We start from the raw sequence: 23,276 nt of genomic DNA, 5'->3' as shown, positions 1-23,276 counted from the left end.
GACCCGCCTATCGCGACAGGATCAAGGCCGCGCCGATCAGGATCGCCCCCACCGCCGCCGCACGCCGCCGCGTCACGCGTTCGCCGAGGAAGACGACGCCGATCAGCAGCGCGGTGACCATGCCCGTCTCGCGCAGCGCGGCCAGCGGAGCGGTGGGGCCGAGCGAGAAGGCGTAGAGCGCCATGCCGTAGGTGACGATCGATAGCGCGCCCGCCACCGCGGCGGGGCGCCATTGCGCGCGCATGTCCGCGAATACCCGCCCGCGGGTCATCGTCGCGAACTGCGCCACGACAACAACCCCCATGACGACGAAGCACCAGACGATATAGCTTGCCACCGACGGGGCCGCCCGCACGCCCTGCGCGTCGATGACGGTATAGGCGGCGGTGCAGCGCCCGGTCAGCACCGCCCAGCCGAGCGCGGCGCGGTCCAGGTGGCGCCCGATCGCGAGGCCCACCATCCCGCCGCCCAGAAGCGCGATGCCCGCGATCTGCGCCGTGGTCGCGCGTTCGCCCAGCCACGCCAGCGTCACCAGCGCGGTCAGCAGCGGTGCGACGCCGCGCAGGACGGGATAGGCGGCGGAGAAGTCGGCGCGCTCGTATGCCTTCACCAGCGCGATCAGGTACAGGCCGTGGATCGCCGCGCTGGCCGCGAGCCAGCCGACGGCGCCGGTCGGCCACGGCACCAGCACGGTCGCGGGCAGCAGCAGCAGCGCGCTGGTCCCGTCGGTCGCGGCGCGGGCCGCCATCTTGCTGCGCCCGCTCTTGACGATGCCGTTGACGATGGCGTGGATCGATCCCGACGCGATCATCAGGCCGGCGGCGAGGGTCCAGTCGCTCATCCCCGCCGCATTATACGGCGTGCGGAACGCCCACCAGCGCGGCGCTGGCGGGGCGGGTAGGCGGCATCGTTCCGGCGGCGCCGCCCAGTCGACGCCTCATGTCATCAACGCCCGCAGCGCCGCTAGGGTGTCCGCCTCCACCGCGGGCTTGTCGGTCCGGATCCGCACGATCCGGGGGAAGCGCATCGCGAGGCCGGATTTGTGGCGTTTCGATTCGTGGATCGAATCGAACGCGATCTCCAGCACCAGCGCCTTTTCCACCTCGCGCACCGGACCGAAGCGGTTCAGCGTGTTCTGGCGTACGAATTTGTCGAGCTGCGCGATCTCCTGATCGCTGATCCCCTGATACGCCTTGCCGACGGGGAGCAGTTCGCCCCCCTCTTCCGGCGCGTCGGTCCAGCAGCCGAAGGTATAGTCGCTGTACCAGCTTGACCGCCGGCCGCTGCCGCGCTGCGCGTACATCATCACGCAATCGGCGGTCAGCGGGTCGCGCTTCCATTTGTACCACAGCCCAGTGCGGCGCCCGGCGACATAGGGGCTGTCGCGGCGTTTCAGCATCATCCCCTCGATCGCGGCGTCGCGGGCGCCGGCGCGGATCCCCTCCAGCGCGGTGAAGTCGGGTGCCTCGACCAAGGCGCTGACGTCGAAGCGATCGGGGTCGAGGCGCGGGGCGAACGCCTCCAGCCGGGCGCGGCGGTCGCTCCAGGGCAGGGCGCGCAGATCATCCGTGCCGTCGAACAATATGTCGTACAGGCGGACGAAGGCGGGGGCTTCGGCCAGCATCTTCGCCGACACGACCTTGCGCCCCAGCCGTTGCTGGAGCGCGTTGAAGCTGGCGGCTTCTCCGCCCTGCACATCGCCCTTCACCATCAGTTCGCCGTCGAGCACGCCGGGGGTCGAGAAGGCGGCGGCGACGTCGGGGAAGGCGCGGGTGACGTCGTCGCCGGTGCGGCTGTAGAGGCGGGTCTCGCCAATTCCTTCGGCGTTCACGACGTGGACGATCTGGACGCGGATGCCGTCCCATTTCCATTCCGCGACGTAATCGGCGAGGTCGACGCGCAGGTCGTCCAGCGGATGCGCCAGCATGAAGGGGCGGAAGACGGGGACGTCGGCGGGCGTGGGCTGCTCCCCCGTCCCCTCCGCCCAGGCGAAGAGGGTGGGATAGGGCGCGTCGAGGCCGTGCCACACCTCCTCCACCGCGTCGACATCGAGGCCGAAGGCGTCGGCCAGTGCCTGTTTCGCCAGCCGCGCCGACACGCCGACGCGCAACGCGCCGGTCGCCATCTTGAGCAGCGCGAACCGCTCCTCCGCGTCCGAGGCGTCGAGCATTCCCGCCAGCACCGCGGGGGCGTCGGCGCGGGACAGGTGCATCAGCCGGTCCACCACGGCCGCGACGGTCAGCGGCGGGGTCGTCACCGGCACTTCGGGCTCGGGCCAGAGCAGCGACACCGTTTCCGCGGTGTCGCCGACGTAATCGCGGCTCATGCGGAAGAGCACGGGGTCGGTCCGCTCCTCGATCAGCGTGCGGATCAGCGCGGGCTTGATCGCGGGCAGGTCCAGGTCGCCGGTCAGCGCCGCCATCGCCCAGCCGCGATCGGGATCGGGTGTGGCGCGGAGGTAATCGCCGATCAGCTTCAGCTTCGCATTGCGCGACCGCGTGTAGATGAGGGCATCGAGGAGCGCGGCGAAGGCGTGCATGACGGGCGAACGCGCGAGGGCGGGTGGGGGTGCCGTGTCTCCGATCCCCGGCGCCTTGTGTTCCCGCGCAGGCGGGAACCCAGGGTTGTGGAAGGACAACGGCGCACGGTTCGCGCGGCTCTGGGCTCCCGCTTTCGCGGGAGCCCAATTATTGCCGCGGCCGTCAGCCCCTACAGCGCCGCGCCGACCTCCACGATCGCGTCGACCTCCACCGCGGCGCCGAGCGGCAGCGCAGCGACGCCGACTGCGGCGCGGGCGTGCTTGCCCGCGTCGCCGAACAGCGCGACCATCAGGTCCGACGCGCCGTTCGCCACCTTCGGCTGGTCGGTGAAGTCGGCGGTGGAATTCACGAACACGCCCAGCTTCACGACGCGCACCACGCGGCCGAGATTGCCCAGATGCGCCTTGATCTGCGCCACGACCATCAGCGCGCACAGCTTCGCCGCTTCCTGCCCGTCCTCAAGGCTGGTGCCGTCGCCGAGGCGGCCGGTGACGACCTTTCCGTCGCGGAACGGCAGCTGTCCGGACACGTGGAGCAGGCCGCCGGCCTCCACCACGGGGACGTAGGAGGCGACGGGGGCCGCGGCCTGCGGGAGGGCGAGGCCGAGGTCGGCGAGCGTGCGGTCGATGCGGTCGGTCATGCGGGCCTCCTGCTGGCGCGCGGCGCGGGGGTCAAGGGCACGGCCGGGCGCGAATGTTGCGAATGTTGAGTCGATACGCACCTATTGCGGTCGGTCCGTCTGTCTTGCGCGCGGTGCGGGGCGGAATCGATTCGCGCGACGGCGAAGAAGGTCGGGTTCGCGCGGAGGCGCGGAGGCGCTGCGGTTGCGGGAATGATATCGTACCGATCCCGGTGTCGCGTTGTGGGCAACGGCGCGACGGGCGGGACGCCTCCGCGTCCTCTGCGCCTCTGCGCGCATCAACCACTCTTCGCGTCTTTGCGTCTTCGCGCGAACCTTGTCGTGACACTGACGGCACGCGCGGAAGTTCACAAAGTTCACGCCACACCCGCGTCGCAGATTCCTCGGCGGCGTCCGCCGTGAAGGTTGCGTGGCGACGGGCGGTTCGATGGGGGCGTTGATTCTCGCGAAGGCGCGAAGGCGCGAAGGAAGAAGATCGGTTCGCGCGGAGGCGCGGAGGCGCGGAGGGGGTGCGCTTGCGGGGGGCGTCGCATTCCCGAGCCGGTCGTGGTCGTTCGGGCCATGTCGCGACAGGCGGGACGCCTTCGCGTCTTCGCGCGAATCATGGTGCGGTGCCTCCGGGCACGGGCGGGACGTGCGGAAGTTGACGAAGTTCACGCCACGTCGGTGGTGCGGACTCCCCGCCGACCTAGTCCGTGACGAATATGCGGCGACGGGGCGGGTCGGGGCGGGGGCGGGCATGGGGCGATTGTACGCTCCGCGCGCGATGTAGGACAGCGCGGCGCCTCGGTCGGGGGGAGGGGGGCGTCGTGGTGCCTTGATTTTCGACGGCGCGAAGGTCCGATGAAGATCGGGTTTGCGTAGAGGCGCAGAAGGGTGCGCGCGTGCGGGAACCGGTCCGTTCCCGATCCCGCCGTGGTGGTTCGCCACGGCGCCGCAGGCGTGATGCCTTTGAACCTCCGCGTCCCGGCGCGAACCGATCATCCTTCGCGTCTTCGCGTGGACCCCGTCACCGCGCCGGCGTCAGGCGGCGGCGCGGCCCGCCTCGAAGCGCGTCGCGATCCAGTCCGCCGCATCGGCCCAGTCGTCGATCCGCGCATGGGCGGCGGGCGAGGTCGGGACGCCGGGGGACAGTTGCGGCTCGCTGACCATGTGCAGCCGCCATACGCCCGGCGCATGCTCCGCCACCGATTGATGATGATGCGGCAGGTCGTCGACGAACACCGTCACCGACGGCGCGAACTCCGCCACCAGCCGCGCCACCGGCGCGCCCTTTCCGCCCTGGTTGCATTCGACGCGATGGTCGATCCCGAAGGCGGCGAGCTGGTCGATGCGGTGGGTGCGGCAATGATCCTCCAGGTTGGTCAGGATCACGATGTCCGCGACCTCCGCCAGCCGCGCGAGCGCTTCCTTCGCGCCGGGCACCAGCGTCTGCCGCGCCATTTCCGCGGGGAAGAAGCCGCCGAGGAAGCCGAACATCTCCTCGCGGGACAGCGGCGCGCCGTCGCCGCGACGCTTCATCGATTGTGCCAGTTCCCACGTGCCGATGGTGAAATCGACCTCGTGCGCCTCGCCCAGCCAGTCGGCGAAATGGCGCACCATGTGCAGCAGCACCTCGTCGCAGTCGGAGATGAGCAGCGGGCGGGTCATGACGATCCTTCCAGCGCGGCGCGGGCGCGGACGAGGGTTTCCGGGGACGTTTCCAGCGCGGCGGCGCAGGCGAGCAGATCGGGCTCGTGCGATTCCAGGAACGCCAGCACCGCGGCCAGGACCGTGCGGTCGCCCAGCCCGTCGCGCAGCGCGTCGGCGTCGAGCCCGGTCAGCGCGAGCAGGCGCCCCGCCCGGTCGTCGTCGCCGATGATCCAGGCGACCGCCCGTAAGCCCGTGGTTTCGGCGGCTTCTTCGTTTGTGCTGGCGGTTCGCATGGCGTATTCATCTTCGCACGGCAACGGGAGCACAGGCGGGTGGCAAAAAGGGTGCTCGTTGTCGAGGACAACGAACTGAACCTGAAGCTTTTCTGCGACCTGCTCCGCGCGCACGACTTTTCCGCCGAGCCGGTCCGGGACGGGCGCGAGGCGGTGGCGCGCGCGCGGGCGTTGCAACCCGACCTGATCGTGATGGACATCCAGATGCCGCACGTCACCGGCTACGAACTGATCCTGGAGATCAAGGCGGACGAGAGCCTGCGCCGGATCCCGATCATGGCTGTGACCGCCTATGCCGGCCGCGAGGACGAGGACCGCATCCGCGCCGCGGGGGCGGACGCCTATGTGTCCAAGCCGATCAGCCTGGCGCGATTCATCCAAGCGGTGGGGGCGCTGGTATAGGGTTGGGGCTGTCCGTTCGTGGCGGACGGGAGCGAGCCAACGGGCCGCCCTCACCCTTCCCACCGCCTTCGGCGGCGGGCCCCTTCCCTCTCCCGTTGGGAGAGGGAGGGAGCGGCGAAGCCGCGGAAGGGTGAGGGCAGGGCGTCGGATCGAAACGGCAAAAGCCGCGAGGCGTTGCCGCCCGCGGCTCTCGATCCCGGCCTTCGCCGGGATGACCCGACGGTCGCTACGCGCCCTTGAATCCTGGATCCCGGCCTTCGCTGGGATGATCCAACGGTCGCTACGCGCCCTTGAATTCTGGATCCCGGCCTTCGCCGGGATGATCCAACGGTCGCTACGCGACTCGTTGGATCACTTGATCTTCGCTTCCTTGAACTCGACGTGCTTGCGCACGACGGGATCGTACTTGCTGAAGCTCAGCTTCTCGGTCTTCGTCCGCGGGTTCTTCTTCGTGACGTAGAAGAAGCCGGTGTCCGCGGAGCTGACGAGCTTGATCTTTACCGTGGTCGGCTTTGCCATGACCAATTCCTGACAGGTGAAAACGAAAGGGCGACGAGGGTTTCCCCGCCGCCACACAGGGCCGGGCGCATGGCGTACGCGTCGCCGCGAGTCAAGCTTTACCCCGCCTTTACCCGCCGCGGCGCAGGGTCACGGCAGGAGGATGCGCCATGATCGGTACGACGGAGGTGAAGGCGGACCTGGTGCGGCGGATCGGCGCGATCGAGTGGCGCGGGGGCCCGCGCGGCGTCGCGGTGGAGGTCGATCGCATCCGCGCGATCGCGTCGGCGCACCGGATGCTGCCCGCGGTGAAGGTCGCGCACATGCTGGAAGGCGCGCTGGCGCGGGGCGAGCATGGCGCGCTGGTCCACGGCTGGCTGGCGATGTTGCAGGAGGCGGTGGCGTGCGAACGGCAGGACGAGGCCGCGTCCGCCGCCTTCGCCGCGGCCTGTTCGGTGCGGTTCGCCGCCTGACATCATGGACGCGCTGATGGCCGCGCTGGTGCTCGGCGCGATCACGCAGGCGTCGGACCGGACGCCGTGGCTCGCCGCGATCCTGGCCGATCGGCTGGGGCGGGCGACGACGATCGTGGCGCTGGTCCTCGCGCTCGCGGCCAATTACGCGATCGGGGTGGTCGCGGGGCTGACGGTCGCCGCGTTCCTGACGCCGGAGGCGAAACTGCTGCTGCTGGCGCTTGCGCTGGTATTGGCGGGGCTGGGTACCGGATGGCGCGTCGCGCGGCCCGAGACGCTGGCGCGGTGGCGGTTGCCGGGGCCGGTCACCGCGTTCCTGGGCCTGTTCATCATGGCGTTCGGCGACCGGATGCAGTTCGTCGTCGCCGCGCTGGCGGCGCGGACGGACCTGCCATGGGCGGCGGCGGTGGGAGCGACGCTGGGCGCGGCGCTGGTCGGCGCGGCGGCGGCCACGATGGGGGAGCGTGCGTGGCTGGCGCTGCCGCTGCGTGGAGTCCGGATCGGCGCGGGAATCGTGCTGACGCTGGCGGGCGTCGTCATGGGCCTGTCGGCGGTACGGCTGATCTGATCCGGCGCGGCCGGAGCGGGAGCGATGGGGCGGGAGCGATTCCGTGCGGGGATCGTTATGCGGCCGTTATCATTCGACGGAGCCGAACCCGTGGCCGACATCAATCCCGCGCTGAAGACCCCGACCGATCTCGCCCGCAACGACACGCGCAGCGTCGCCGACGCGCTGAACGCTTCGCTGGCGGACTGTTTCGCGCTGTACCTGAAGACGAAGAATTTCCACTGGCACGTGTCCGGGCCGCATTTCCGCGACTATCACCTGTTGATGGACGACCAGGCGGCGCAGATCCTGGGCGTGACCGATGCCATCGCGGAGCGGGTGCGCAAGACCGGCAACACCACGCTGCGCTCGATCGGCGACATCACGCGGCGCCAGTCGATCGTCGACAACGACCGCGACTTCGTCTCGCCCGAGGACATGCTGTCCGAACTGCGCGACGACAACCTGAAGCTGGTGGAGCGGTTCCGCGAGGTGAAGGACGCCGCGGACGAGGCGAAGGACAATGCCACCAGCGGCATCGTCGACGAATGGACCGACCAGGCGGAGGAACGCGCGTGGTTCCTGTTCGAGGCCAGCCGCAAGGGCTGACGCATGGGCGCGCGCATCCTACATAAGGCGCGATGACACCACTCACCGCGCGTATCGCCGATGGCGTCGCCAGCATCCCCGCCGCCGACTGGGACGCCTGCGCCGGGGCGGGCAACCCGTTCGTCGGGCACGCCTTCCTGTCGGCGCTGGAGGCGTCGGGGGGCGTCGGGGGGCGGAGCGGGTGGCAGCCGGTGCCCGTCGTGGTCGACGGCGCGGACGGCAGGCCCGCGGCGGTCGCCCCCGCCTATGCCAAGTCGCACAGCCAGGGCGAATATGTGTTCGACCACGGCTGGGCCGATGCGTGGGAGCGGGCGGGGGGTGCCTATTATCCCAAGTTGCAGATCGCGGCGCCCTTCACCCCCGTTCCCGGCCCGCGGCTGCTGCTGCGCGATCCCGCCGCCGCGCCGTCGCTGCTCGCCGCGCTGGAAGCGGTGGTGGAGCGGCACGGCCTGTCGAGCGCGCATGCGACCTTCGTGGAGGAGGCGCAGCTGCCCGCGTTCGAGGCGGCGGGGTGGCTGGTGCGCGAGGGGACGCAGTTCCACTGGGCCAATCGCGGCTATGCCGGGTTCGAGGATTTCCTGGCCGACCTGTCGAGCCGCAAGCGCAAGGCGATCCGCAAGGAGCGCGCCGCGGCGGTCGAGGGCCTGACGATCCGGCACCTGGCGGGGGCTGAGATCGGCGCGCGCGAATGGGCGGCGTTCTGGGCATTCTATCAGGATACCGGGGCGCGCAAATGGGGGCAGCCGTACCTGACGCGCGCGTTCTTCCCGATGCTGGGCGAGGCGCTGGGGGATCGCGTGCTGCTGATCCTTGCCGAGCGCGACGGGCGGCCGGTGGCGGGCGCGCTGAACCTGATCGGGGGCGACGCGCTGTACGGGCGCTACTGGGGCTGTACCGAGGAGGTGCCGTTCCTGCATTTCGAGCTGTGCTATTACCAGGCGATCGACGCCGCGATCGCGCGCGGTCTGGCGCGGGTGGAGGCGGGGGCGCAGGGGGAGCACAAATTGGCGCGCGGCTATGCCCCGGTGCCGACATGGTCGGCGCATTTCATCCCCGACCCCAATTTCCGCCGCGCGGTGGCGGGGTTCCTCCAGCGCGAGCGCGAGGCGGTGGAGCAGGATCAGGCGGTGCTGGCGCAGATGACGCCGTTCAGGAGGGTCAGTTCGTGATGACGCCCGCGCGGATCAGTGCCTCGCGGCGGCGGCGGATGAATTCGACGATATAGGCGGGGATGCCCAGTTCCTCGTCGGTCGCCTCCACCGGCGGGATCGAGCGGTCGACGCGGTACAGGACGGAGTTGCTGTCGGGAGACCGCCACACCGGCTTCAGGTCGGGGATGAAGCGCTCCTGGTACGTCGGCGGGCGGATCAGCCACACATAGTCGAACGCCGCGCGCGGGAAGCGGGCCAGCGCGTAATCGACGGGCCGCCACCATTCGCCGCGGCACCGCTGCGCCGTCACCAATTGCGTCGGATCGTGCGAGAAGCCGCCCGCGGCCGCATAGCGCGTGGTCATCAGCTGCCCGCCCGCCATCGACCATTGATCGTCGGTGTAGGCCAGCCGCCGTTCCAGCGCGAGCGCGGGCAGATGTTCCAGCCGCGACATGCGCCAGTCGTTGCGGCAATTGTGCCCGACGAAGCTGATGAGCCGCGCGCCGACGGGGACGTGGTCCAGCGCCGCCAGTTCCTGCCGGTAATCGTCGGCGAAGCGCGCGTAGCTGACGGTCTGCGCGCCGATGCGCACGAGGAAGAAGGCCAGGCCCAGCATCGCCCATATCGCGGCGTGGCGGATCGTCGCCCCCGGCTGCGGCCGGATCGCGATGATCGCGAACGCCAGCAGGTAGGGCGCCAGCCGCATGTCGGCATAGGCCGAGCCGAACACGATGCGCGGCAACAGGATGTAGACCGCCAGGATGAACAGCGCGGACAGGCCCAGGTGGCGCGAATAGCCGAGCCGGGGATCGCGCACCGCCTTGAACAGGACGAGGTACAGGACCGCCATTCCGGCGACGTCGAACCACAGCCAGCGGTCCCGCAGGCTCATCAACAGCCACGCGATCTTCGTCCGCCAGTAGAAGAAGTCCGCGGTCTGCCCGGTCACGTCGGCGCCCGAGCGCCACGCGACCATCAGCACCATGGGCAGGGCCAGCGGGACGCAGCCCAGGCCGGCGCGTACCCAGCTTTCGATCCAGTGCCCGCTCGCCTTCGTACCGCGCAGGTCGTGCTGGCGGATCATCTCGCTCGAAAAGGCCAGGACGCCCAGCACGCCCCAGCCGAACGTGTGGCACACCCACAGCAGGCACGACAGCGGCACGAACAGGGCGGCGCGCAGCGCCAGCCGCCCGCGCCGCGCCAGGTTCAGCCACAGCGCGAACAGGCACAGCGCCAAGGCCATCGACAGCGCGAAGTTCACGAACCCGAACTGGAACGGATAGCCGTAGGCGAGCGGGAGCGCGAACAGGGCGGTGGGGGGGATGCGGCCGTGCACCTCCCGCGCGATCAGCAGCAGGCCCGCGACGGTCAGCGCGGGGATCGCCATCACGATCAGCTTAACCGCGGGTTCCAGCCCGATCAGCGGCGCCAGCGGCTCGATCAGCAGGTCGACGCCGAGGTTGCCGATCAGCGACCAGTCGAAATCATACCATTCCGCCAGCCACGGATGCGCGCCGCGATCCAGCTGGACGCGGTAGCGCCCCATGTGGCCGGGCAAATCGACGATCGGCGCGATGTCGGGCAGCAGGAGGGGCACGCACGCCAGCAGCGTCGCCGCGATCACGAACCAGCGCGTCTGCCACCAATGGAGCGGCGCGGTATCCGGCTCGCGTCGTGCCTGCATGGCCACGCCCTACGGCGGGGGAGGCCCTTCCCGCAAGGGGATGACGCGCGCCGCGCGATCGGGAACGATGCGCCACGCCAGGACGGGGCCGGGCATCGGCACCTGGCGCAGCCACGCGATCCGCTCCCCGCGTTCGAGCCGCGACCACAGGCCGTCGGGCGCGGCCTGGCGGTACAGATCGGTTTCGTTCAGTCCCGGACAGGCGACGACGTGGCTGGCCCCCGTCGCGGCGATCGCGACCTTCGCCGCGTCGGGCGCAGCGGTGAACCCCTCCATCACGCGTGCCATCGCGGCGGCATTGCGGTGATAGCCGCCCGCGATCGCATGAAGCGGGGTGGTGGCGACGATGTCGGGGGAGATGTCGATCGGCGCGAAGACGGTCGTCGCGCCGAGCCGCGCCAGTACGCGCGCATCGGTGAAGTCGGCGCACGGGCGGCGATGCCAGTCGTTGACGCGCGCGGCGCGGCCTTCCGGCGAATCGACCGTGTTGGCGAGCGTCAGGAGGATCGCGCCCGCCTGCCCCGGCGAGGCGGCGAGCAGGGCGCCGGCGGTCGCCAGCGTCCGGGGGACCGCGCGCGGCACCGCGCGGGCGCGCGCCAGCAGGCGCTGGAGCAGGACCGCCGCGCCCGGAACGGCGAGCGCATTGGCGGTCGCGCCCGCGCGATTGACCAGCAACGCCAGCAGCGTGGCGGCGAGCAGGAGCGTGAGCAGGATCGCCCAGCGCGTCCGGCGGGCGCCGCGCCGCTCGCGCAGCGCGCCGATCGTCCCGACCAGCCCCGCCAGCGGCAGTCCGATCGTCATCACCGCCCAGGCGGGCATCTGTTCCCACAACGGGCGGCCCTCGCGCACGCACAGATACCATAATCGATACACGATCGTCGGCAGGGTCGCGAACGGCCCCGACAGGCAATCGGGCGCGAGCGCGACGAGCCCGGCGGCGCTCGCCCCGCCGACCAGAGCCAGCGAGGCCAGCCGCAGGGCGACGGTGCGGTACGCGACAGCGGTGGCCGCCGCGACGCCGATGCCCGCGATCGCCAGCGCGGCGAGCCAGGCGGGCGCGACCGCGTCGCAGGCGGGCGTCGCCCAGCCGGGACCGCGGGTCGCGAGGTGGAGCAGCGCCGCCGCCCCGGCCAGCGTCGCCCCCAGGGCGGCGAGGAAGCCGCCGCGCCGCGGATCGAGCGCCCAGGCGAGCGCGGCGACACCCGCGATCGCGGCGGCGATCGGCAATCCTTCCAGCGACACGGTCAGCAGCGTCGCGAGCGCGAGGCCCGCCAGCGCGCCGCGCCGCGGCGTGGGCCGCCCCAGCAGCGCCAGCACCGCGACGAGCGCCAGCACGATCTGCCACCCGTGGTGGTCGATCCGCATCGGCCGCGCCTGATAGATGATCGGCACCGACAGCGGGACAAACAGGACCGCCAGGCGCGCGGGCGCCGCGCCCGCGACGCGGCGCGTGATCGCGGCGGCGAGCGCCATGATCGCGAGCAGGGTGACGAGCGGCACCACCGTCATCGCGATGCGCGTCGAGGCGTCCCGCCCGACCAACGGATCGAACGCCAGCACGACGCCCGCGACGGGCAGGTCGACCAGCCGCGACCAGTGCATCGCGAAGCGTCCGCCGTCGAGCCGGTGCTGCCCCACGTCCCACCAGCTTTGCCCCGCCAGCCAGTCGCGCACCTGCATCAGGCGCATCGCGTCGTCGGGATCGGGGAAACGCAGCGCCGCGATGGCGCCGGCGCTCGTGGCGAGCAGGACGAGGGCGGCGAGGAACCAGCCGGCGAGGATCGTCGGGGCCAGGGAGCGGGGCGTGCGGGTGACGGAGCCCGGCCCCTCCCCTTCGGGGGAGGGGTTTGGGTGGGGTCTTTCCACGGCGTCGGCGATCCGCCTCAGGCGGCCTTCAGCCGCGACGGCACCTGGCGCACGCTGGCGAGCGCGGCCTGTTCGCCCTCGTTGCCGCTTTCGTGATATTCGGCGTCCTCGTTCACCGCCCACACGTCGTACACGCGCGCGCCGGCCTGGATGTTGCGGACCGTCAGCATCGCGGTCATCATCGCGTGGTCCTGGTTGTTGTAGCGGTGCATCCCGTTGCGCCCGACGCAGTGGAGCGTGGGCCAGCGCGCCTCGATCTCGCGCCGGACCATGTCGACGTTGGCGGCGTAATCCTCGTCGTACACCGGATAGGCCTTCTCCTGCCGCACCACGGTGCCGCCGACGACATGGTCGGGGGAGCACAGGCCCAGCGCGGCCATCTCCTTCGTCGCCAGCGCGACGAGGTCGTCGTCCGCGGCGGACCACAGGCCGTCGCCTTCGAAGCAGAAATATTCCAGGCCGACGCACGCGATGTCGGGATCGGGCACCATTTCGGGCGACCAGCTGCGGAAGTTCTGGATCCGCCCCACCTTCACCTTGTCGTCGTGGATGTAGATCCAATTGTCGGGGAACAGGTCGGGCGAGCGGACCATCAATGCGACGGTCAGGAAATCGCGATACTTCAGCTCCGCCGCCTGCGGCAGCGCGGCGGGAAGCGGGTGGAGCCGCGTCGCCAGCTCGCGCAACGGCGCCGAGGAGATGACGTGCGCGGCGTTCAGCGTCGCCTCGCCCGCGGACACGGTCCAGCGCTGCGTCGCGTCGTTGAACGACAATTGCTTCAGCGCCTGCCCCATCAGCACGCGTCCGCCGCGTTCCACGATACGGTCGCGCGCGGCGTCCCACATCATGCCCGGACCGAGGCGCGGGTATCGGAAGCTTTCCAGCAGCGTTTTGGTCTGCATCCCGTCGTTGGGGCGTTTGTTCAGGCCGAGCGAGCGCTTCAGCCCGTCGGTGACCGCGCCCCACAGGCTGAGCCCCTTGATCCGCTGCGCCGCCCAGTCCGCGCTCATCTGGTCGCAGGGCATGCCCCACACCTTTTCCGTGTAGGTCTTGAAGAAGATCGAATACAGTTTCCTTCCGAAGGCGTTGACGGTCCAGTCCTCGAAGCTCTTCACGTCGCGGTTCGGGAACAGCTTCGCCTTCGCGAAGCTCGTCATGCACAAGGTCGAGCGCCAGACGCCCAGGTTCCCCAGCGCCTCGAACGCGCGCAGCGGGTAGCTGTAGAACTTGCCCTGGTAATAGATGCGGCTCATCCGCGGGCGTTCGATGAAATCGTCGGGAAGGAGCTCGTTCCAGAGGTCGACGACCTCCTTCGAGCGCGAGAAGAAGCGGTGCCCGCCGATGTCGAAGCGGAAGCCCTCGTGGCTGGCGGTGCGGCTGATCCCGCCGACGTGGTGCGGGTCCTTTTCCACCAGCGCGACCGAATAGCCCGCCTTCGCCAACAGATAGCCCGCGGTCAGGCCCGCCGGGCCCGCACCGATGATCGCCACGTCCACCGCATCGCCCGTCTGGGCCATCCTTCATCCCCCACAAATCAGGTGACCGGGAAATGACGCAGGATGGTTGAGGACGCGTTAACGAGCGCAGTCGAAGCACGTGCGCGTGGCCTTCGACTTCGCTCAGGCCGAACGGAGGGGAGGGGCGGGGCGGAGGGTGGGGGGAGCGGATCGTGCGATTTGCAGGAACGGCGGTGGCATCGTTCGAGCCCGCCGTTCTATACCCGCCCGCGATGCGTGCCTTCCTGCTGTTCCTTCTCGCCGCCCTCGTCCTCCACGCCGCCCCGGCGCGGGCGCAGGGGACGTTCGACCTGCCCGGCCCCGCGCTGACCATCACGGTCGCGCGCGGCGACGCCGCGCTGCCGATCGCGCAGGTGCCCGCGCTGGCGGCGGGGGACCGGCTGAGCGTGGCGGCGGACCTGCCCGCGGACCAGTCCGCGCGCTACCTGCTGGTCGTCGCGTTCCTGCGCGGCGCGACCAATCCGCCGCCCAAGACCTGGTTCGCGGTGGCGGAGACGTGGAAGCCGAAGAAGGCGCGGCTGACCATCGTGGTGCCCGCGGGCGCGGAACAGGCGATCGCGTTCCTCGCGCCCGATACCGGCGGCGGGCGGAGCGCGGTGATCGACGCGGTGCGGGGGAAGCCCGGCGCGTTCGTCCGCGCGGCGCAGGACCTGTACCAGGCGTCGCTGGACCGCGCGCGGCTGGAGGCGTTCGTGGCGGGCGTGGCGCGGGTGGAGGAGGCGACGCCGGAGCGACTGGCCGCGGTGTCGCCGAAACTGGCGGGCGCGCTGGCGATCCGGTTGAACGCCGAATGCCTGGCGCGGCCGCGCGCGTTGCAGGCGGCGTGCCTGACGCAGAATCGCGACGGGCTGGTGCTCCAGACCGGGCGCACGAGCACGCTGGCCGATGCGCTGACCGGCACGCCGACCGAGGTCGCCTATTCCATTGCCGCCACGCGCGAGGGCGGGGCGGGATATTACAGCCCGTACATCGGGCTGGCGCGCGACGTGGCGCGACTGTTCGGCGCGTTCCGGACCGCCAATTACCAGTATATCCCCGCGCTGGGCGTGGGGGCGGGCGACCGGCTGACGCTGCAACTGAACACCGCGCCATCGTTCCAGAACCCGAAATCGGTGCTGGTCGTGCCGCTGCCCCCGATCGGCGGGGAGCGCGGCCCGGCGATGCGTGCGAAGGCGGACCTGGCGTGCCTGACGCGCCCGGACATCGTCCTTCCGGTCGAGGATGCGCCGTTGCTGTTCGCGACCGATTATGCGCGCGACCTGCGCCTGCATGTCGTCACCGCCGACGGCAGGACGGTGGACGTGCCGGTGACGGCGGATGCGGAGCGCGGCGGCCTGATCCTGGCGGGCAGCCCCGCGGCGGCGATCGGCACCGCCGCGATCAGGGAGGCGGTGCTGACCGGCGCCTGGGGCTTCGACCGGTTCACCGGACCCGCGTTCGCGGTGCAGAACGGCGCCGCCGGCGCCTGGACCGCGCGCCCGGATACGACCGTCATCGTCGGGCGGGACCATCCGCTGACGCTGACCGGCGGCGCGTCGTCGTGCGTCGACCGCCTGGGCCTGCGCGATGCGGTGGGGGGCGTGAAGCCGGTGGCGTTCAAGGTCGCGGGCAGCGACGAGATCGTGGCGACCTTGCCGCTGGCCAAGGCGCGCGCGGGCGACATGGCGCTGGTGGTGACGCCGTTCGGCGGCGCGCCTGCGACCCTGCCGCTGGTGGCGCGGACCGAGGCGAGCCGGCTGGACGGGTTCACGCTGCACACGGGCGAGACCGCGGGCGAATTGACGGGCGCGCGGCTGGACCAGGTGACCGAGCTGACCGTCGCGGGGCTGACGTTCCTTCCCGGTGCGCTGACGCGACGCGACGATGCCGACCGGCTGACGATGACGATGACGGCGCGAGAGACGAAGCCGGGGGAGGCAACCGCGGCGCCGGAACCGGGCGCGGACCTGACCGGGCGGGTGCGGCTGCGCGACGGGCGCGGCGCCGCCGTCGCGGTCACGATCGCGCCGCCGCGGCCGAAGGTGGCATTGGTAAGCCGCAACGTCGACGCGCCCGCCGCGCCGGGGCGGCTGGCGCTGACCCTGCCGCAGGGCGTGGTGCCGATGGGGGGACGGATCGTGTTCTCGCTGCGCGCGGCCAACGCGCGGCTCGACGCCGCGGATCGGGTGGAGATCGCCGCGGTCGACGGCAGCGGGGCGGCGACGCTGACCGTCGCGGCGGGAACGTTGCAGATCGTGGGCGACGACATCGCGGTCGCGACGCTGGCGCCGAAGGACGCGCTGGGCGCGGGCGCGACGGGCGCGGTGCAGGCGCGGCTGGTGATCGACGGCGTGGCGGGCGAGTGGCTGCCGATCGCGCAGGTCGTGCGGCTGCCCGAGCTTGATGCGCTGTCGTGCGTGCGCAGGGCGACGTGCACCCTGTCGGGGCAGAAGATGTTCCTGATCGCCGCGGTCGCGCCCGCGGCGGACTTCGCGCACGCCAAGGCGGTGCCCGCGGGCTTCGTCGACGACAGGCTGGAGGTGCCGCATCCGGCGGGCGACGCCCTGTTCCTGAAGCTGCACGACGCACCCGATGCGGTGATCCGGGTGGCGACGGGGAAGAGGTGAGGTGAAGCCGGGGCGGGGCGCGCGCGCCTTTGTGTTCCCGCGAAGGCGGGAACCCAGCCTGGACTCCCGCCTTCGCGGGAGAACGGGGGAGGCGAACGAAGGGTCGTCCACGCCACTGCTTGTCCCGGCCCGCGCCATCGCCTAGCGGCGGGGCATGAAGCGTCTTGCGGTCTATTGCGGCTCCGCCACTCCCGCCGATCCGGCCTATCTCGACCTGGCGCGCGATGTCGGCGCGGGCCTGGCGCGGCGGGGGATCGGGGTCGTGTACGGCGGGGGGCGGCTGGGCCTGATGGGGGCGATCGCGGACAGCGCGCTGGCGGCGGGGGGCGAGGTGATCGGCGTCATCCCGCAGGCCCTGGTCGACGCGGAGGTCGCGCATCGCGGGCTGACCGAATTGCACGTCGTGCCGGGGATGCACGAGCGCAAGAAGGCGTTCACCGACCTTGCCGACGGTTTCGTCACGATCCCGGGCGGCACCGGCACGATGGACGAATTGTGGGAGGCGCTGAGCTGGGCGCAGCTGGGCTATCATGCCGATCCGGTGGGGTTGCTCAACGCGTTCGGTTATTACGACGACCTCGTCGCGTTCTGGCGCAAGATGGCGGCCGTGGGCTTCCTGCGCGCGCAGCATGTCGACCTGCTGATCGTCGGGGAGACGCTGGACGTCCTGCTCGACCGCATGGCGGCGCACGTGCCGACGCAGCCGATCGTGCGGATGAAGGCGGACGACCTTTGATTCCGTTTCACGCGGAGGCGCGGAGACGCGGAGAAGAAGGTTTTTTGCGCGCAGAGGCGCGGAGGCGCAGAGAAGGCCCGTTCGTGGAGGCCGTCTCGCGAGAGCGAGACCCTCATTCGTCGTTGCAACGTGAGCGATACTGGCCGCTGACGCGGCCGGGGAGTCGCAGACGCGGCATCTCTGCGCCTCTGCGCCTCTGCGCGAACCCCCTTCTTCTCCGCGTCTCCGCGCCTCCGCGTGAACCCCGATGACGCGCGCGGAACTCGTCACCGCCGCCAGAGAGTCGATCGCGAAAGGCTCCAAAAGCTTCGCCGCCGCGTCGCAGCTGTTCGCGCCCGCCACGCGTGAGCGGGCGTGGTTGCTGTATGCGTGGTGCCGCAGGTGCGACGACATGGTCGACGGGCAGGACCACGGCCATGGAATGCGCCGCGTCGACGATCCGATGGCGCGGGTGGACGAGGCGCGGGCGATGACCGCGATGGCGCTGGCGGGGAAGCCGACGGGCGATCCGGCGTTCGATGCGCTGGGCGTCGTCGCGGCGGAAACCGCGCTGCCGCACCGGTTCGCGTTCGACCTGATCGACGGGTTCCGGCTGGACGCGGAGGAATGGCAGCCGCGCGGCGAGGACGATCTGTACCGCTATTGCTATCATGTCGCGGGCGCGGTGGGGTGCATGATGGCGGTCGTGATGGGCGTGCCCGCGGACGACGACGCGATACTGGACCGCGCGTGCGACCTGGGGCTGGCGTTCCAGCTGGCCAATATCGCGCGCGACGTGGAGGAGGACGACCGCGTCGGGCGCTGCTACCTGCCGCAGGAATGGCTGGCGGAGATGGACGTGCCGCCGGGGCAGCACATGAAGCCGCCGTTCCGCGACCGGCTGGTCGTGCTGTCGCGCCGCCTGGCGACGCGCGCGGCGTTGCACGAGGACAGCGCGCGCGTGGGGGCGAAGCGGCTGGACCGGCGGTCCGCCTGGGCGGTGCTGGCGGCGGCGGGGATCTACGGCGACATCGCGCGCGAGGTGGCGCGGCGCGGGCCGGCGGCGTGGGACCATCGCGTGTCGACGGGCAAGGCGGCGAAGCTGGCGTGGATCGCGAAGGCGGGCGTGCAGGCGGCGCGGCGCGGCGCGATCCCCGACATGCCGCGCGATCCGGCGTTGTGGACGCGGCCGCGGGATCGTTAGGGGTCAGGGTGGGGCGCTTTCGATAGCGCGCTACCCCGCCACCACCCCTGCCGTCGCGTCAGGCGGCGCGGCGGGCGAGGGCGGCGGCGGCTTCCGCCATCAGCGTATCGACGATGGCGGCGCAGGGTTCCTCCTTCGTCACCATGCCGACCGACTGGCCCGCCATGACGCTGCCGTGCTCGATATCGCCGTCGATCACCGCGCGGCGCAGCGCGCCGGCCCAGTAATGTTCGATCTGCAACTGCGCCTCGCCCATCGCGACGCGGCTTTCGTCCAGCGCCTGCGCGACCTCGCGCTGCTTGGCCGCGAACAATTCGCCCGCCGCGTTCTTCAGCGCGCGGACCGGGATGACGGGCAGGCGCGGGTCGATCTGCACGCTGGCGACCGCGTCGCGCGCGCTGGCGCGGATGAACGCCTTCTTGAAATTGGCGTGCGCGATCGATTCGGTGGCGCACACGAAGCGCGTGCCCAGCTGCACCCCCGCCGCGCCCATCTCCAGATAGCCCGCGATCGCCTCCCCGCGTCCGATCCCGCCCGCGACGAACACGGGCACCTGCTCGGCGATCTCGGGCAGCATTTCCTGCGCCAGCACGCTGGTGGAGACGGGGCCGATATGCCCGCCCGCCTCCATCCCCTCGATCACCAGTGCGTCGACGCCCGAGCGGATCAGCTTCTTCGCCAGCGCCAGCGTCGGCGCGAAGCAGATGACCTTCGCACCCGCCTCACGGATCGCCTCCAGCGACCCCTTGGGCGGCAGGCCGCCCGCCAGCACGACATGGCCGACGCCGTGGCGCGCGCACACGTCGATCAGCTCGGTCAGGTCGGGATGCATGGTGATGAGGTTGACGCCGAACGGCTTGTCGGTCCGCGCGGTCGTCGCGCCGATCTCCGCATCCAGCAGCGACGGCGTCATCGCGCCGCACGCGATCACGCCGAACCCGCCCGCGTCGCTGATCGCGGCGACCAGGTGACGCTCGCTCACCCACGACATCGCGCCGCCGAGGATCGCGACCTCGGACCCCAGGAACGCGGCGCCGCGTTGCATGAGCTTGGACAGGCGGGCGGTGCCGGCATCGTTCGTTTCGGTCATGGCGCGTGTCGTAGGGAGGCGGGATGAGACAGGCAACCGGGGAGCTTGTCGTCGCGACGCGACGGCAGGGGCTGCACGAGATCACGCGCGACGTGGCGGACTGGCTGGATGCGCAGGGGATCGCGACCGGGGTGCTGACGTTGTTCTGCCGCCACACCAGCGCGTCGCTGACCGTGAACGAGAATGCCGCGCCCGCGGTGCGCCGCGACCTGGAACGCTGGATCGCGCGCGTGGCGCCGGAAAGCCGCGACTACGAGCATGACGACGAGGGGCCGGACGACATGCCCGCGCACCTGCGCACCGCGATGACCGACGTGTCGCTGTCGATCCCCATCGTCGCGGGCGCGATGGCGCTGGGGACGTGGCAGGGGGTGTACCTGTTCGAACACCGCACCGCGCCCCATCGGCGGCGGGTGGTGATGCATGTGATGGGGGAGTGACGCAGAGGGATAGCAGCGGTCTACGACAGCCAGCCGATCATCATTCCGCCAGTTGCTGCCTGACAAGCTCGGTTAGGTAATCGCGCAATTCGCTGACATCGAAATGTCCCGCGGCCCAAGCCTGATCGGCTGCCTTGAGGGCCGCGTAATAGGCCGGTCGGTTCTCGCGTATGCGTTCCGGCACCGTTTTTACGCCCGGCAGTAAATCTCCATATCGCAGGCAAAGGAGGTAATAGCATGCTGCGCGTGCCGTCCGGCCGTTCCCTTCCACGAAGGGATGGATCCAGTTCATCCGCCACAGGACGAATGCAGGAAGCGTCACCGGATCGCCGACCGTCGACCAGTTCTCGTGCACGACCGAGATGCACCGGTCCATAAGGTCGGCGACCCGATCGAAATGCGGGGGTATATGGTCGCCGACGTAGATCGGCTCTTCGCGGTAACGGCCCCCGAATTGGGCGATGTTCGAAACCGCTGCGGCGTTCAGCGCCCACAGGGTATAGTTGTCGAAGGCCTCGACGCCCTTGCTCAGCCCGATCTCGACGCAATTCGACAGGAGGTCGTACTGCCGCAACAGGTTCTGTTCCTGGACCCTGTCGAACAGCGGCTTATCGTCCTCCTCTCGAACCATGATCGATCCCTAATCGCGGATGCGGACGCTCCGCGATGCCGCCAGAACGCTGTCCTTCGTGATGGCGTCGCGCATCGCGTTGCCAAACGCATAGCTTACCCGCTGCTCGCGCAATTCGGCCTCAGTCGCTGGGCGCTGCTTCCGAGCGTCGAACAGGTCGAGGATCGACGTATCCACGTCCCCGACACCCAGGAATTGCTTTCTTGCCGTCATCATCGTCACCCCGTCGTCGCGCAATGATAGTGAGTCACACATCGCCCGAAGCCGTGCAAACCAATTGCGGTACATCGAAGCGGATAACAGTCGCGCTACGCCACCTCCTCCGCATCCAGCCCGTAGGCCGTGTGCAGCACGCGGACGGCCAGTTCGGTTTCGTCCTCGTGGATCAGCACTGATACCTTGATCTCGCTGGTCGAGATCGCCTGGATGTTGATCCCGCGGGCGCCCAGGGTCGTGAACATGGTCGAGGCCACGCCCGCGTGGCTGCGCATGCCGACGCCGACGACGCTGATCTTCGCCACGCGCACGTCGTGGATGAGGTCGCCGAAGCCGATCGCGGCGCGGCCCTGGTTCAGCGCCTCGATCGAGCGGGCGAGGTCGGCGGCGGGGACGGTGAAGGTCACGTCGGTGGAGGCCGATCCGTGCGCGATGTTCTGGATAATCATGTCGACGTTGATGTTCGCCGCCGCCAGCGGCTCGAAGATCGCGGCGACGGAGCCGGGGCGGTCGGGGACCGCGGTCAGCGTGATCTTCGCCTCGTTCTTGTCGTGCGCGATGCCGGTGATGTGCTGGCGTTCCACGTCGTTCCTCTCCTGAATCTCGTCCTCGCCCACGATCATCGTGCCGGGCAGGGTATCCGCCATCGGCGCGTCGGGGCCGGTGAAGGACGACAGGACCTGCACGCGCACGCCCATCTTCATCGCCAGCCCGACGGAGCGGGTCTGCAACACCTTCGCCCCGACCGACGCCAGTTCCAGCATCTCCTCGTACGTCACCTTCGCCAGCTTGCGCGCGCGCGGCACGATGCGCGGGTCGGTGGTGTAGACGCCGTCGACGTCGGTGTAGATGTCGCAGCGGTCCGCCTTCATCGCCGCGGCGACCGCGACCGCCGACGTATCCGATCCGCCGCGGCCAAGGGTAGTGACGCGGCCCCCCTGTCCATCCTTGGCGTCGCTGACCCCCTGGAAACCCGGAATGACCGCGACGACCCCCTCGGCCAGGCTGGCGTCGAGCGCGGCGGTCTCGACCGTGCCGATCCGCGCCTTGGCATGGGCGTCGTCGCTGTGGATCGGCAATTGCCAGCCCAGCCACGACCGCGCGGGCACGCCCGCGGCCTGCAACGCGATCGCCAGCAGCCCGCTGGTGATCTGCTCCCCCGCGGCGACGACGACGTCATATTCCTTCGGGTCGTACAATGGCGACGCCTCGCGACAGAAGCCGACGAGCCGGTCGGTTTCCCCCGCCATCGCGGACACGACGACCGCGACCTGGTTTCCCGCCTCCACCTCGCGCTTCACGCGGGCGGCGACGCTGCGGATGCGTTCGATGCCCGCCATCGACGTGCCGCCGAACTTCATCACGATGCGCGCCACGGGATCGGCCTTTCACGGCTTGGGGGGAAACGGGCGTCCTGATAGGGTCGCCCCATGACGCACGCAACCGTAACGACCGATACCGTCTCCCCCACGCCCGCCGCTTCCGTCCTGCCGCACGAGGCCGCGCATTTCGGGAAGCTGGCGGCGGCATGGTGGGACCCGACGGGATCGTCGGCGATGCTCCATCGGCTGAACCCCGTAAGGCTGGCCTATATCCGCGCGGCGGTGGACCGACAGTGGGACCTGGACGACGCGGGCTTCGCCCCGCTGGCCGGGAAAGGCGCGCTGGACATGGGGTGCGGCGCGGGATTGCTGGCGGAGCCGCTGGCGCGGCTGGGCGCGACGGTGACCGCGGTGGACGCGGCGGCGGAGAGCGTCGCGGTGGCGCGGGCGCATGCCGCGCGGCGCGGGCTGTCGATCGACTATCGCGCCGGCGGCGTGGAGGCGATCGCGGGAGAGGCGTTCGACCTCGTCTGTTCAATGGAGGTGGTGGAACATGTCGCGGACCCGGGGGCGTTCGTCCGCGCGCTGGCGACCGCGGTCGCGCCGGGCGGGCTGCTGGTGATGTCGACGCCCAACCGGACCTGGCTGTCGCGCGTCGCACTGGTCGAGGGGGCGGAGCGGGTCGGCGCGATCCCCGCGGGGACGCATGACTGGGACCGGTTCCTGACGCCGGACGAACTGTCCGCGATGCTGGTCGATGCCGGGATGCGGGTCGTCGACGTCACGGGGCTGACGTTGGGGACGACGGGGTTCGCGCTGGGCGCGTCGACCGCGCTGGATTATTTCGTGACGGCGGTGCGGGCGTAATCCTTGTGGTCCCGCTACGGCCTATCCCGCGCGGCGATCGTCGCGCGCCGCCATGCGGACGCTGCTGCCGCGGCACGCGGCGCTGATGACGGGATAGGACAAATCGGTGCTGCGGCCGAGCGCGGCGGGCATCGCGGCCTGGCATTGCCGGATCGTGGCGTAGCGGGCGGGTTCGACCCGCGCCTCCGCGCATTGTCCGGATCCGTCGCCGCAGCCCATGATCGCCAGCACGAAAAAGACCGGTTCCATCACCGTCTCCCTTCATCGAACAAAACCGACAGGTGCCTGGCAATGTTCCGTCTTTTCCGATTGGGACGGTGTCCCGCCGGTGCT

Annotated in this window: 24 protein-coding genes; 10 read left to right on the top strand and 14 right to left on the bottom strand. The window is 70.7% G+C overall.

The window, feature by feature from the left end:
• Positions 1-7: 7 nt before the first annotated feature.
• The 5 genes from ASG29_RS01180 to ASG29_RS01160 all read right to left on the bottom strand — a co-directional run bounded on the left by ASG29_RS01180 (position 8) and on the right by ASG29_RS01160 (position 5,105).
• Complete coding sequence (locus ASG29_RS01180; RefSeq protein WP_055978990.1) at positions 8-841, bottom strand: DMT family transporter; 834 nt, start codon at positions 839-841, stop codon at positions 8-10.
• Between the two features lie 96 nt (positions 842-937).
• Entirely contained in the window at positions 938-2,539 is a 1,602-nt protein-coding gene (locus tag ASG29_RS01175) for a cisplatin damage response ATP-dependent DNA ligase (protein ID WP_055978987.1), read from the bottom strand.
• Between the two features lie 170 nt (positions 2,540-2,709).
• A complete protein-coding gene (locus ASG29_RS01170) occupies positions 2,710-3,180 on the bottom strand; it encodes a RidA family protein (RefSeq protein ID WP_055978984.1) in 471 nt (156 codons plus the stop codon).
• Positions 3,181-4,203: 1,023 nt separating this feature from the next.
• A complete protein-coding gene (locus tag ASG29_RS01165) occupies positions 4,204-4,830 on the bottom strand; it encodes a hypothetical protein (protein ID WP_055978981.1) in 627 nt (208 codons plus the stop codon).
• Entirely contained in the window at positions 4,827-5,105 is a 279-nt protein-coding gene (locus ASG29_RS01160) for a DUF3572 domain-containing protein (protein ID WP_055978979.1), read from the bottom strand. Before ASG29_RS01160 ends, ASG29_RS01165 begins: the two co-directional genes overlap by 4 nt.
• 39 nt (positions 5,106-5,144) lie before the next feature.
• On the opposite strand from ASG29_RS01160, the gene ASG29_RS01155 reads away from it, so the two are divergent.
• Complete coding sequence (locus ASG29_RS01155; RefSeq protein WP_055978976.1) at positions 5,145-5,507, top strand: response regulator; 363 nt, start codon at positions 5,145-5,147, stop codon at positions 5,505-5,507.
• A gap of 351 nt (positions 5,508-5,858) precedes the next feature.
• Here ASG29_RS01155 and rpmG read toward each other — a convergent pair whose 3' ends face one another.
• Positions 5,859-6,026: a 50S ribosomal protein L33 gene (gene rpmG, locus ASG29_RS01150; protein WP_055978973.1), complete on the bottom strand. Its 168-nt coding sequence runs from the start codon at positions 6,024-6,026 to the stop codon at positions 5,859-5,861.
• Positions 6,027-6,175: 149 nt separating this feature from the next.
• Between rpmG and ASG29_RS01145 the strand changes: the two genes are divergently transcribed.
• From ASG29_RS01145 to ASG29_RS01130, 4 genes are all read left to right on the top strand, one after another.
• On the top strand, positions 6,176-6,478 hold the full coding sequence (locus tag ASG29_RS01145) for a hypothetical protein (protein WP_055978970.1): 303 nt from the start codon (positions 6,176-6,178) through the stop codon (positions 6,476-6,478).
• Between the two features lie 16 nt (positions 6,479-6,494).
• Positions 6,495-7,046 (top strand): TMEM165/GDT1 family protein, encoded by a 552-nt coding sequence (locus tag ASG29_RS01140; protein ID WP_235532722.1) that lies wholly within the window; start codon positions 6,495-6,497, stop codon positions 7,044-7,046.
• Between the two features lie 90 nt (positions 7,047-7,136).
• Complete coding sequence (locus tag ASG29_RS01135) at positions 7,137-7,634, top strand: Dps family protein (RefSeq protein WP_414883929.1); 498 nt, start codon at positions 7,137-7,139, stop codon at positions 7,632-7,634.
• Between the two features lie 32 nt (positions 7,635-7,666).
• Positions 7,667-8,803, top strand: a complete 1,137-nt coding sequence (locus ASG29_RS01130) for a GNAT family N-acetyltransferase (protein WP_055978961.1) — start codon at positions 7,667-7,669, stop codon at positions 8,801-8,803.
• Here ASG29_RS01130 and ASG29_RS01125 read toward each other — a convergent pair.
• The 3 genes from ASG29_RS01125 to ASG29_RS01115 are packed head-to-tail and all read right to left on the bottom strand — an operon-like array spanning position 8,793 to position 13,852.
• Positions 8,793-10,469, bottom strand: coding sequence for a hypothetical protein (locus ASG29_RS01125; RefSeq protein WP_055980653.1), 1,677 nt, complete (start codon positions 10,467-10,469; stop codon positions 8,793-8,795). The genes ASG29_RS01130 and ASG29_RS01125 overlap by 11 nt on opposite strands.
• A gap of 9 nt (positions 10,470-10,478) precedes the next feature.
• The gene (locus ASG29_RS01120) at positions 10,479-12,335 is read right to left on the bottom strand and encodes a hypothetical protein (protein WP_156457826.1); all 1,857 of its coding nucleotides are present in this window, start codon (positions 12,333-12,335) and stop codon (positions 10,479-10,481) included.
• Positions 12,336-12,352: 17 nt separating this feature from the next.
• Positions 12,353-13,852: an NAD(P)/FAD-dependent oxidoreductase gene (locus ASG29_RS01115; protein ID WP_055978953.1), complete on the bottom strand. Its 1,500-nt coding sequence runs from the start codon at positions 13,850-13,852 to the stop codon at positions 12,353-12,355.
• A gap of 212 nt (positions 13,853-14,064) precedes the next feature.
• On the opposite strand from ASG29_RS01115, the gene ASG29_RS01110 reads away from it, so the two are divergent.
• The 3 genes from ASG29_RS01110 (at position 14,065) to ASG29_RS01100 (ending at position 18,377) form a co-directional block, all read left to right on the top strand.
• Positions 14,065-16,458 carry a hypothetical protein gene (locus ASG29_RS01110; protein ID WP_055978950.1) on the top strand — a complete coding sequence of 798 codons (2,394 nt, stop codon included), beginning with the start codon at positions 14,065-14,067 and terminating at the stop codon, positions 16,456-16,458.
• 154 nt (positions 16,459-16,612) lie between these two features.
• Positions 16,613-17,194, top strand: a complete 582-nt coding sequence (locus ASG29_RS01105; protein ID WP_055978947.1) for a TIGR00730 family Rossman fold protein — start codon at positions 16,613-16,615, stop codon at positions 17,192-17,194.
• 247 nt (positions 17,195-17,441) lie between these two features.
• On the top strand, positions 17,442-18,377 hold the full coding sequence (locus ASG29_RS01100; protein ID WP_055978944.1) for a phytoene/squalene synthase family protein: 936 nt from the start codon (positions 17,442-17,444) through the stop codon (positions 18,375-18,377).
• Between the two features lie 58 nt (positions 18,378-18,435).
• Here ASG29_RS01100 and ASG29_RS01095 read toward each other — a convergent pair whose 3' ends face one another.
• Positions 18,436-19,422: an NAD(P)H-dependent flavin oxidoreductase gene (locus ASG29_RS01095; RefSeq protein ID WP_055980650.1), complete on the bottom strand. Its 987-nt coding sequence runs from the start codon at positions 19,420-19,422 to the stop codon at positions 18,436-18,438.
• Between the two features lie 68 nt (positions 19,423-19,490).
• On the opposite strand from ASG29_RS01095, the gene ASG29_RS01090 reads away from it, so the two are divergent.
• Positions 19,491-19,907, top strand: coding sequence for a secondary thiamine-phosphate synthase enzyme YjbQ (locus ASG29_RS01090; protein ID WP_055978941.1), 417 nt, complete (start codon positions 19,491-19,493; stop codon positions 19,905-19,907).
• 40 nt (positions 19,908-19,947) lie between these two features.
• On the opposite strand, the gene ASG29_RS01085 is transcribed toward ASG29_RS01090, so the two are convergent.
• The 3 genes from ASG29_RS01085 to ASG29_RS01075 are packed head-to-tail and all read right to left on the bottom strand — an operon-like array spanning position 19,948 to position 22,130.
• On the bottom strand, positions 19,948-20,538 hold the full coding sequence (locus ASG29_RS01085) for a Fic family protein (protein WP_082515541.1): 591 nt from the start codon (positions 20,536-20,538) through the stop codon (positions 19,948-19,950).
• A 9-nt stretch (positions 20,539-20,547) separates the two neighbouring features.
• Complete coding sequence (locus ASG29_RS01080) at positions 20,548-20,826, bottom strand: hypothetical protein (RefSeq protein ID WP_156457825.1); 279 nt, start codon at positions 20,824-20,826, stop codon at positions 20,548-20,550.
• A gap of 20 nt (positions 20,827-20,846) precedes the next feature.
• Positions 20,847-22,130, bottom strand: coding sequence for an aspartate kinase (locus ASG29_RS01075; protein WP_055978933.1), 1,284 nt, complete (start codon positions 22,128-22,130; stop codon positions 20,847-20,849).
• Between the two features lie 54 nt (positions 22,131-22,184).
• Between ASG29_RS01075 and ubiG the strand changes: the two genes are divergently transcribed.
• Complete coding sequence (ubiG, locus tag ASG29_RS01070) at positions 22,185-22,943, top strand: bifunctional 2-polyprenyl-6-hydroxyphenol methylase/3-demethylubiquinol 3-O-methyltransferase UbiG (protein WP_055978930.1); 759 nt, start codon at positions 22,185-22,187, stop codon at positions 22,941-22,943.
• A 21-nt stretch (positions 22,944-22,964) separates the two neighbouring features.
• On the opposite strand, the gene ASG29_RS01065 is transcribed toward ubiG, so the two are convergent.
• Complete coding sequence (locus ASG29_RS01065; RefSeq protein WP_055978928.1) at positions 22,965-23,192, bottom strand: hypothetical protein; 228 nt, start codon at positions 23,190-23,192, stop codon at positions 22,965-22,967.
• Positions 23,193-23,276: the final 84 nt, after the last annotated feature.

This window comes from Sphingomonas sp. Leaf412 (assembly GCF_001425405.1).
In the GTDB taxonomy this organism is placed as follows: domain Bacteria; phylum Pseudomonadota; class Alphaproteobacteria; order Sphingomonadales; family Sphingomonadaceae; genus Sphingomonas.
This window is presented reverse-complemented; position numbering and strand designations above follow the sequence as displayed.

What these genes read in the sequence shown, in the direction of transcription:
- ASG29_RS01160 (WP_055978979.1), bottom strand. Translation starts at nt 5,105, where the DNA reads ATGCGAACCGCCAGCACAAACGAAGAAGCCGCCGAAACCACGGGCTTA.
- ASG29_RS01165 (WP_055978981.1), bottom strand. Translation starts at nt 4,830, where the DNA reads ATGACCCGCCCGCTGCTCATCTCCGACTGCGACGAGGTGCTGCTGCAC.
- ASG29_RS01065 (WP_055978928.1), bottom strand. Translation starts at nt 23,192, where the DNA reads ATGGAACCGGTCTTTTTCGTGCTGGCGATCATGGGCTGCGGCGACGGA.
- ASG29_RS01095 (WP_055980650.1), bottom strand. Translation starts at nt 19,422, where the DNA reads ATGCAACGCGGCGCCGCGTTCCTGGGGTCCGAGGTCGCGATCCTCGGC.
- ASG29_RS01125 (WP_055980653.1), bottom strand. Translation starts at nt 10,469, where the DNA reads ATGCAGGCACGACGCGAGCCGGATACCGCGCCGCTCCATTGGTGGCAG.
- ASG29_RS01130 (WP_055978961.1), top strand. Translation starts at nt 7,667, where the DNA reads ATGACACCACTCACCGCGCGTATCGCCGATGGCGTCGCCAGCATCCCC.
- ASG29_RS01115 (WP_055978953.1), bottom strand. Translation starts at nt 13,852, where the DNA reads ATGGCCCAGACGGGCGATGCGGTGGACGTGGCGATCATCGGTGCGGGC.
- ASG29_RS01105 (WP_055978947.1), top strand. Translation starts at nt 16,613, where the DNA reads ATGAAGCGTCTTGCGGTCTATTGCGGCTCCGCCACTCCCGCCGATCCG.
- ASG29_RS01085 (WP_082515541.1), bottom strand. Translation starts at nt 20,538, where the DNA reads ATGGTTCGAGAGGAGGACGATAAGCCGCTGTTCGACAGGGTCCAGGAA.
- ASG29_RS01175 (WP_055978987.1), bottom strand. Translation starts at nt 2,539, where the DNA reads ATGCACGCCTTCGCCGCGCTCCTCGATGCCCTCATCTACACGCGGTCG.
- ASG29_RS01140 (WP_235532722.1), top strand. Translation starts at nt 6,495, where the DNA reads ATGGCCGCGCTGGTGCTCGGCGCGATCACGCAGGCGTCGGACCGGACG.
- ASG29_RS01180 (WP_055978990.1), bottom strand. Translation starts at nt 841, where the DNA reads ATGAGCGACTGGACCCTCGCCGCCGGCCTGATGATCGCGTCGGGATCG.
- ASG29_RS01110 (WP_055978950.1), top strand. Translation starts at nt 14,065, where the DNA reads ATGCGTGCCTTCCTGCTGTTCCTTCTCGCCGCCCTCGTCCTCCACGCC.
- ubiG (WP_055978930.1), top strand. Translation starts at nt 22,185, where the DNA reads ATGACGCACGCAACCGTAACGACCGATACCGTCTCCCCCACGCCCGCC.
- ASG29_RS01145 (WP_055978970.1), top strand. Translation starts at nt 6,176, where the DNA reads ATGATCGGTACGACGGAGGTGAAGGCGGACCTGGTGCGGCGGATCGGC.
- ASG29_RS01090 (WP_055978941.1), top strand. Translation starts at nt 19,491, where the DNA reads ATGAGACAGGCAACCGGGGAGCTTGTCGTCGCGACGCGACGGCAGGGG.
- rpmG (WP_055978973.1), bottom strand. Translation starts at nt 6,026, where the DNA reads ATGGCAAAGCCGACCACGGTAAAGATCAAGCTCGTCAGCTCCGCGGAC.
- ASG29_RS01100 (WP_055978944.1), top strand. Translation starts at nt 17,442, where the DNA reads ATGACGCGCGCGGAACTCGTCACCGCCGCCAGAGAGTCGATCGCGAAA.
- ASG29_RS01080 (WP_156457825.1), bottom strand. Translation starts at nt 20,826, where the DNA reads ATGTACCGCAATTGGTTTGCACGGCTTCGGGCGATGTGTGACTCACTA.
- ASG29_RS01170 (WP_055978984.1), bottom strand. Translation starts at nt 3,180, where the DNA reads ATGACCGACCGCATCGACCGCACGCTCGCCGACCTCGGCCTCGCCCTC.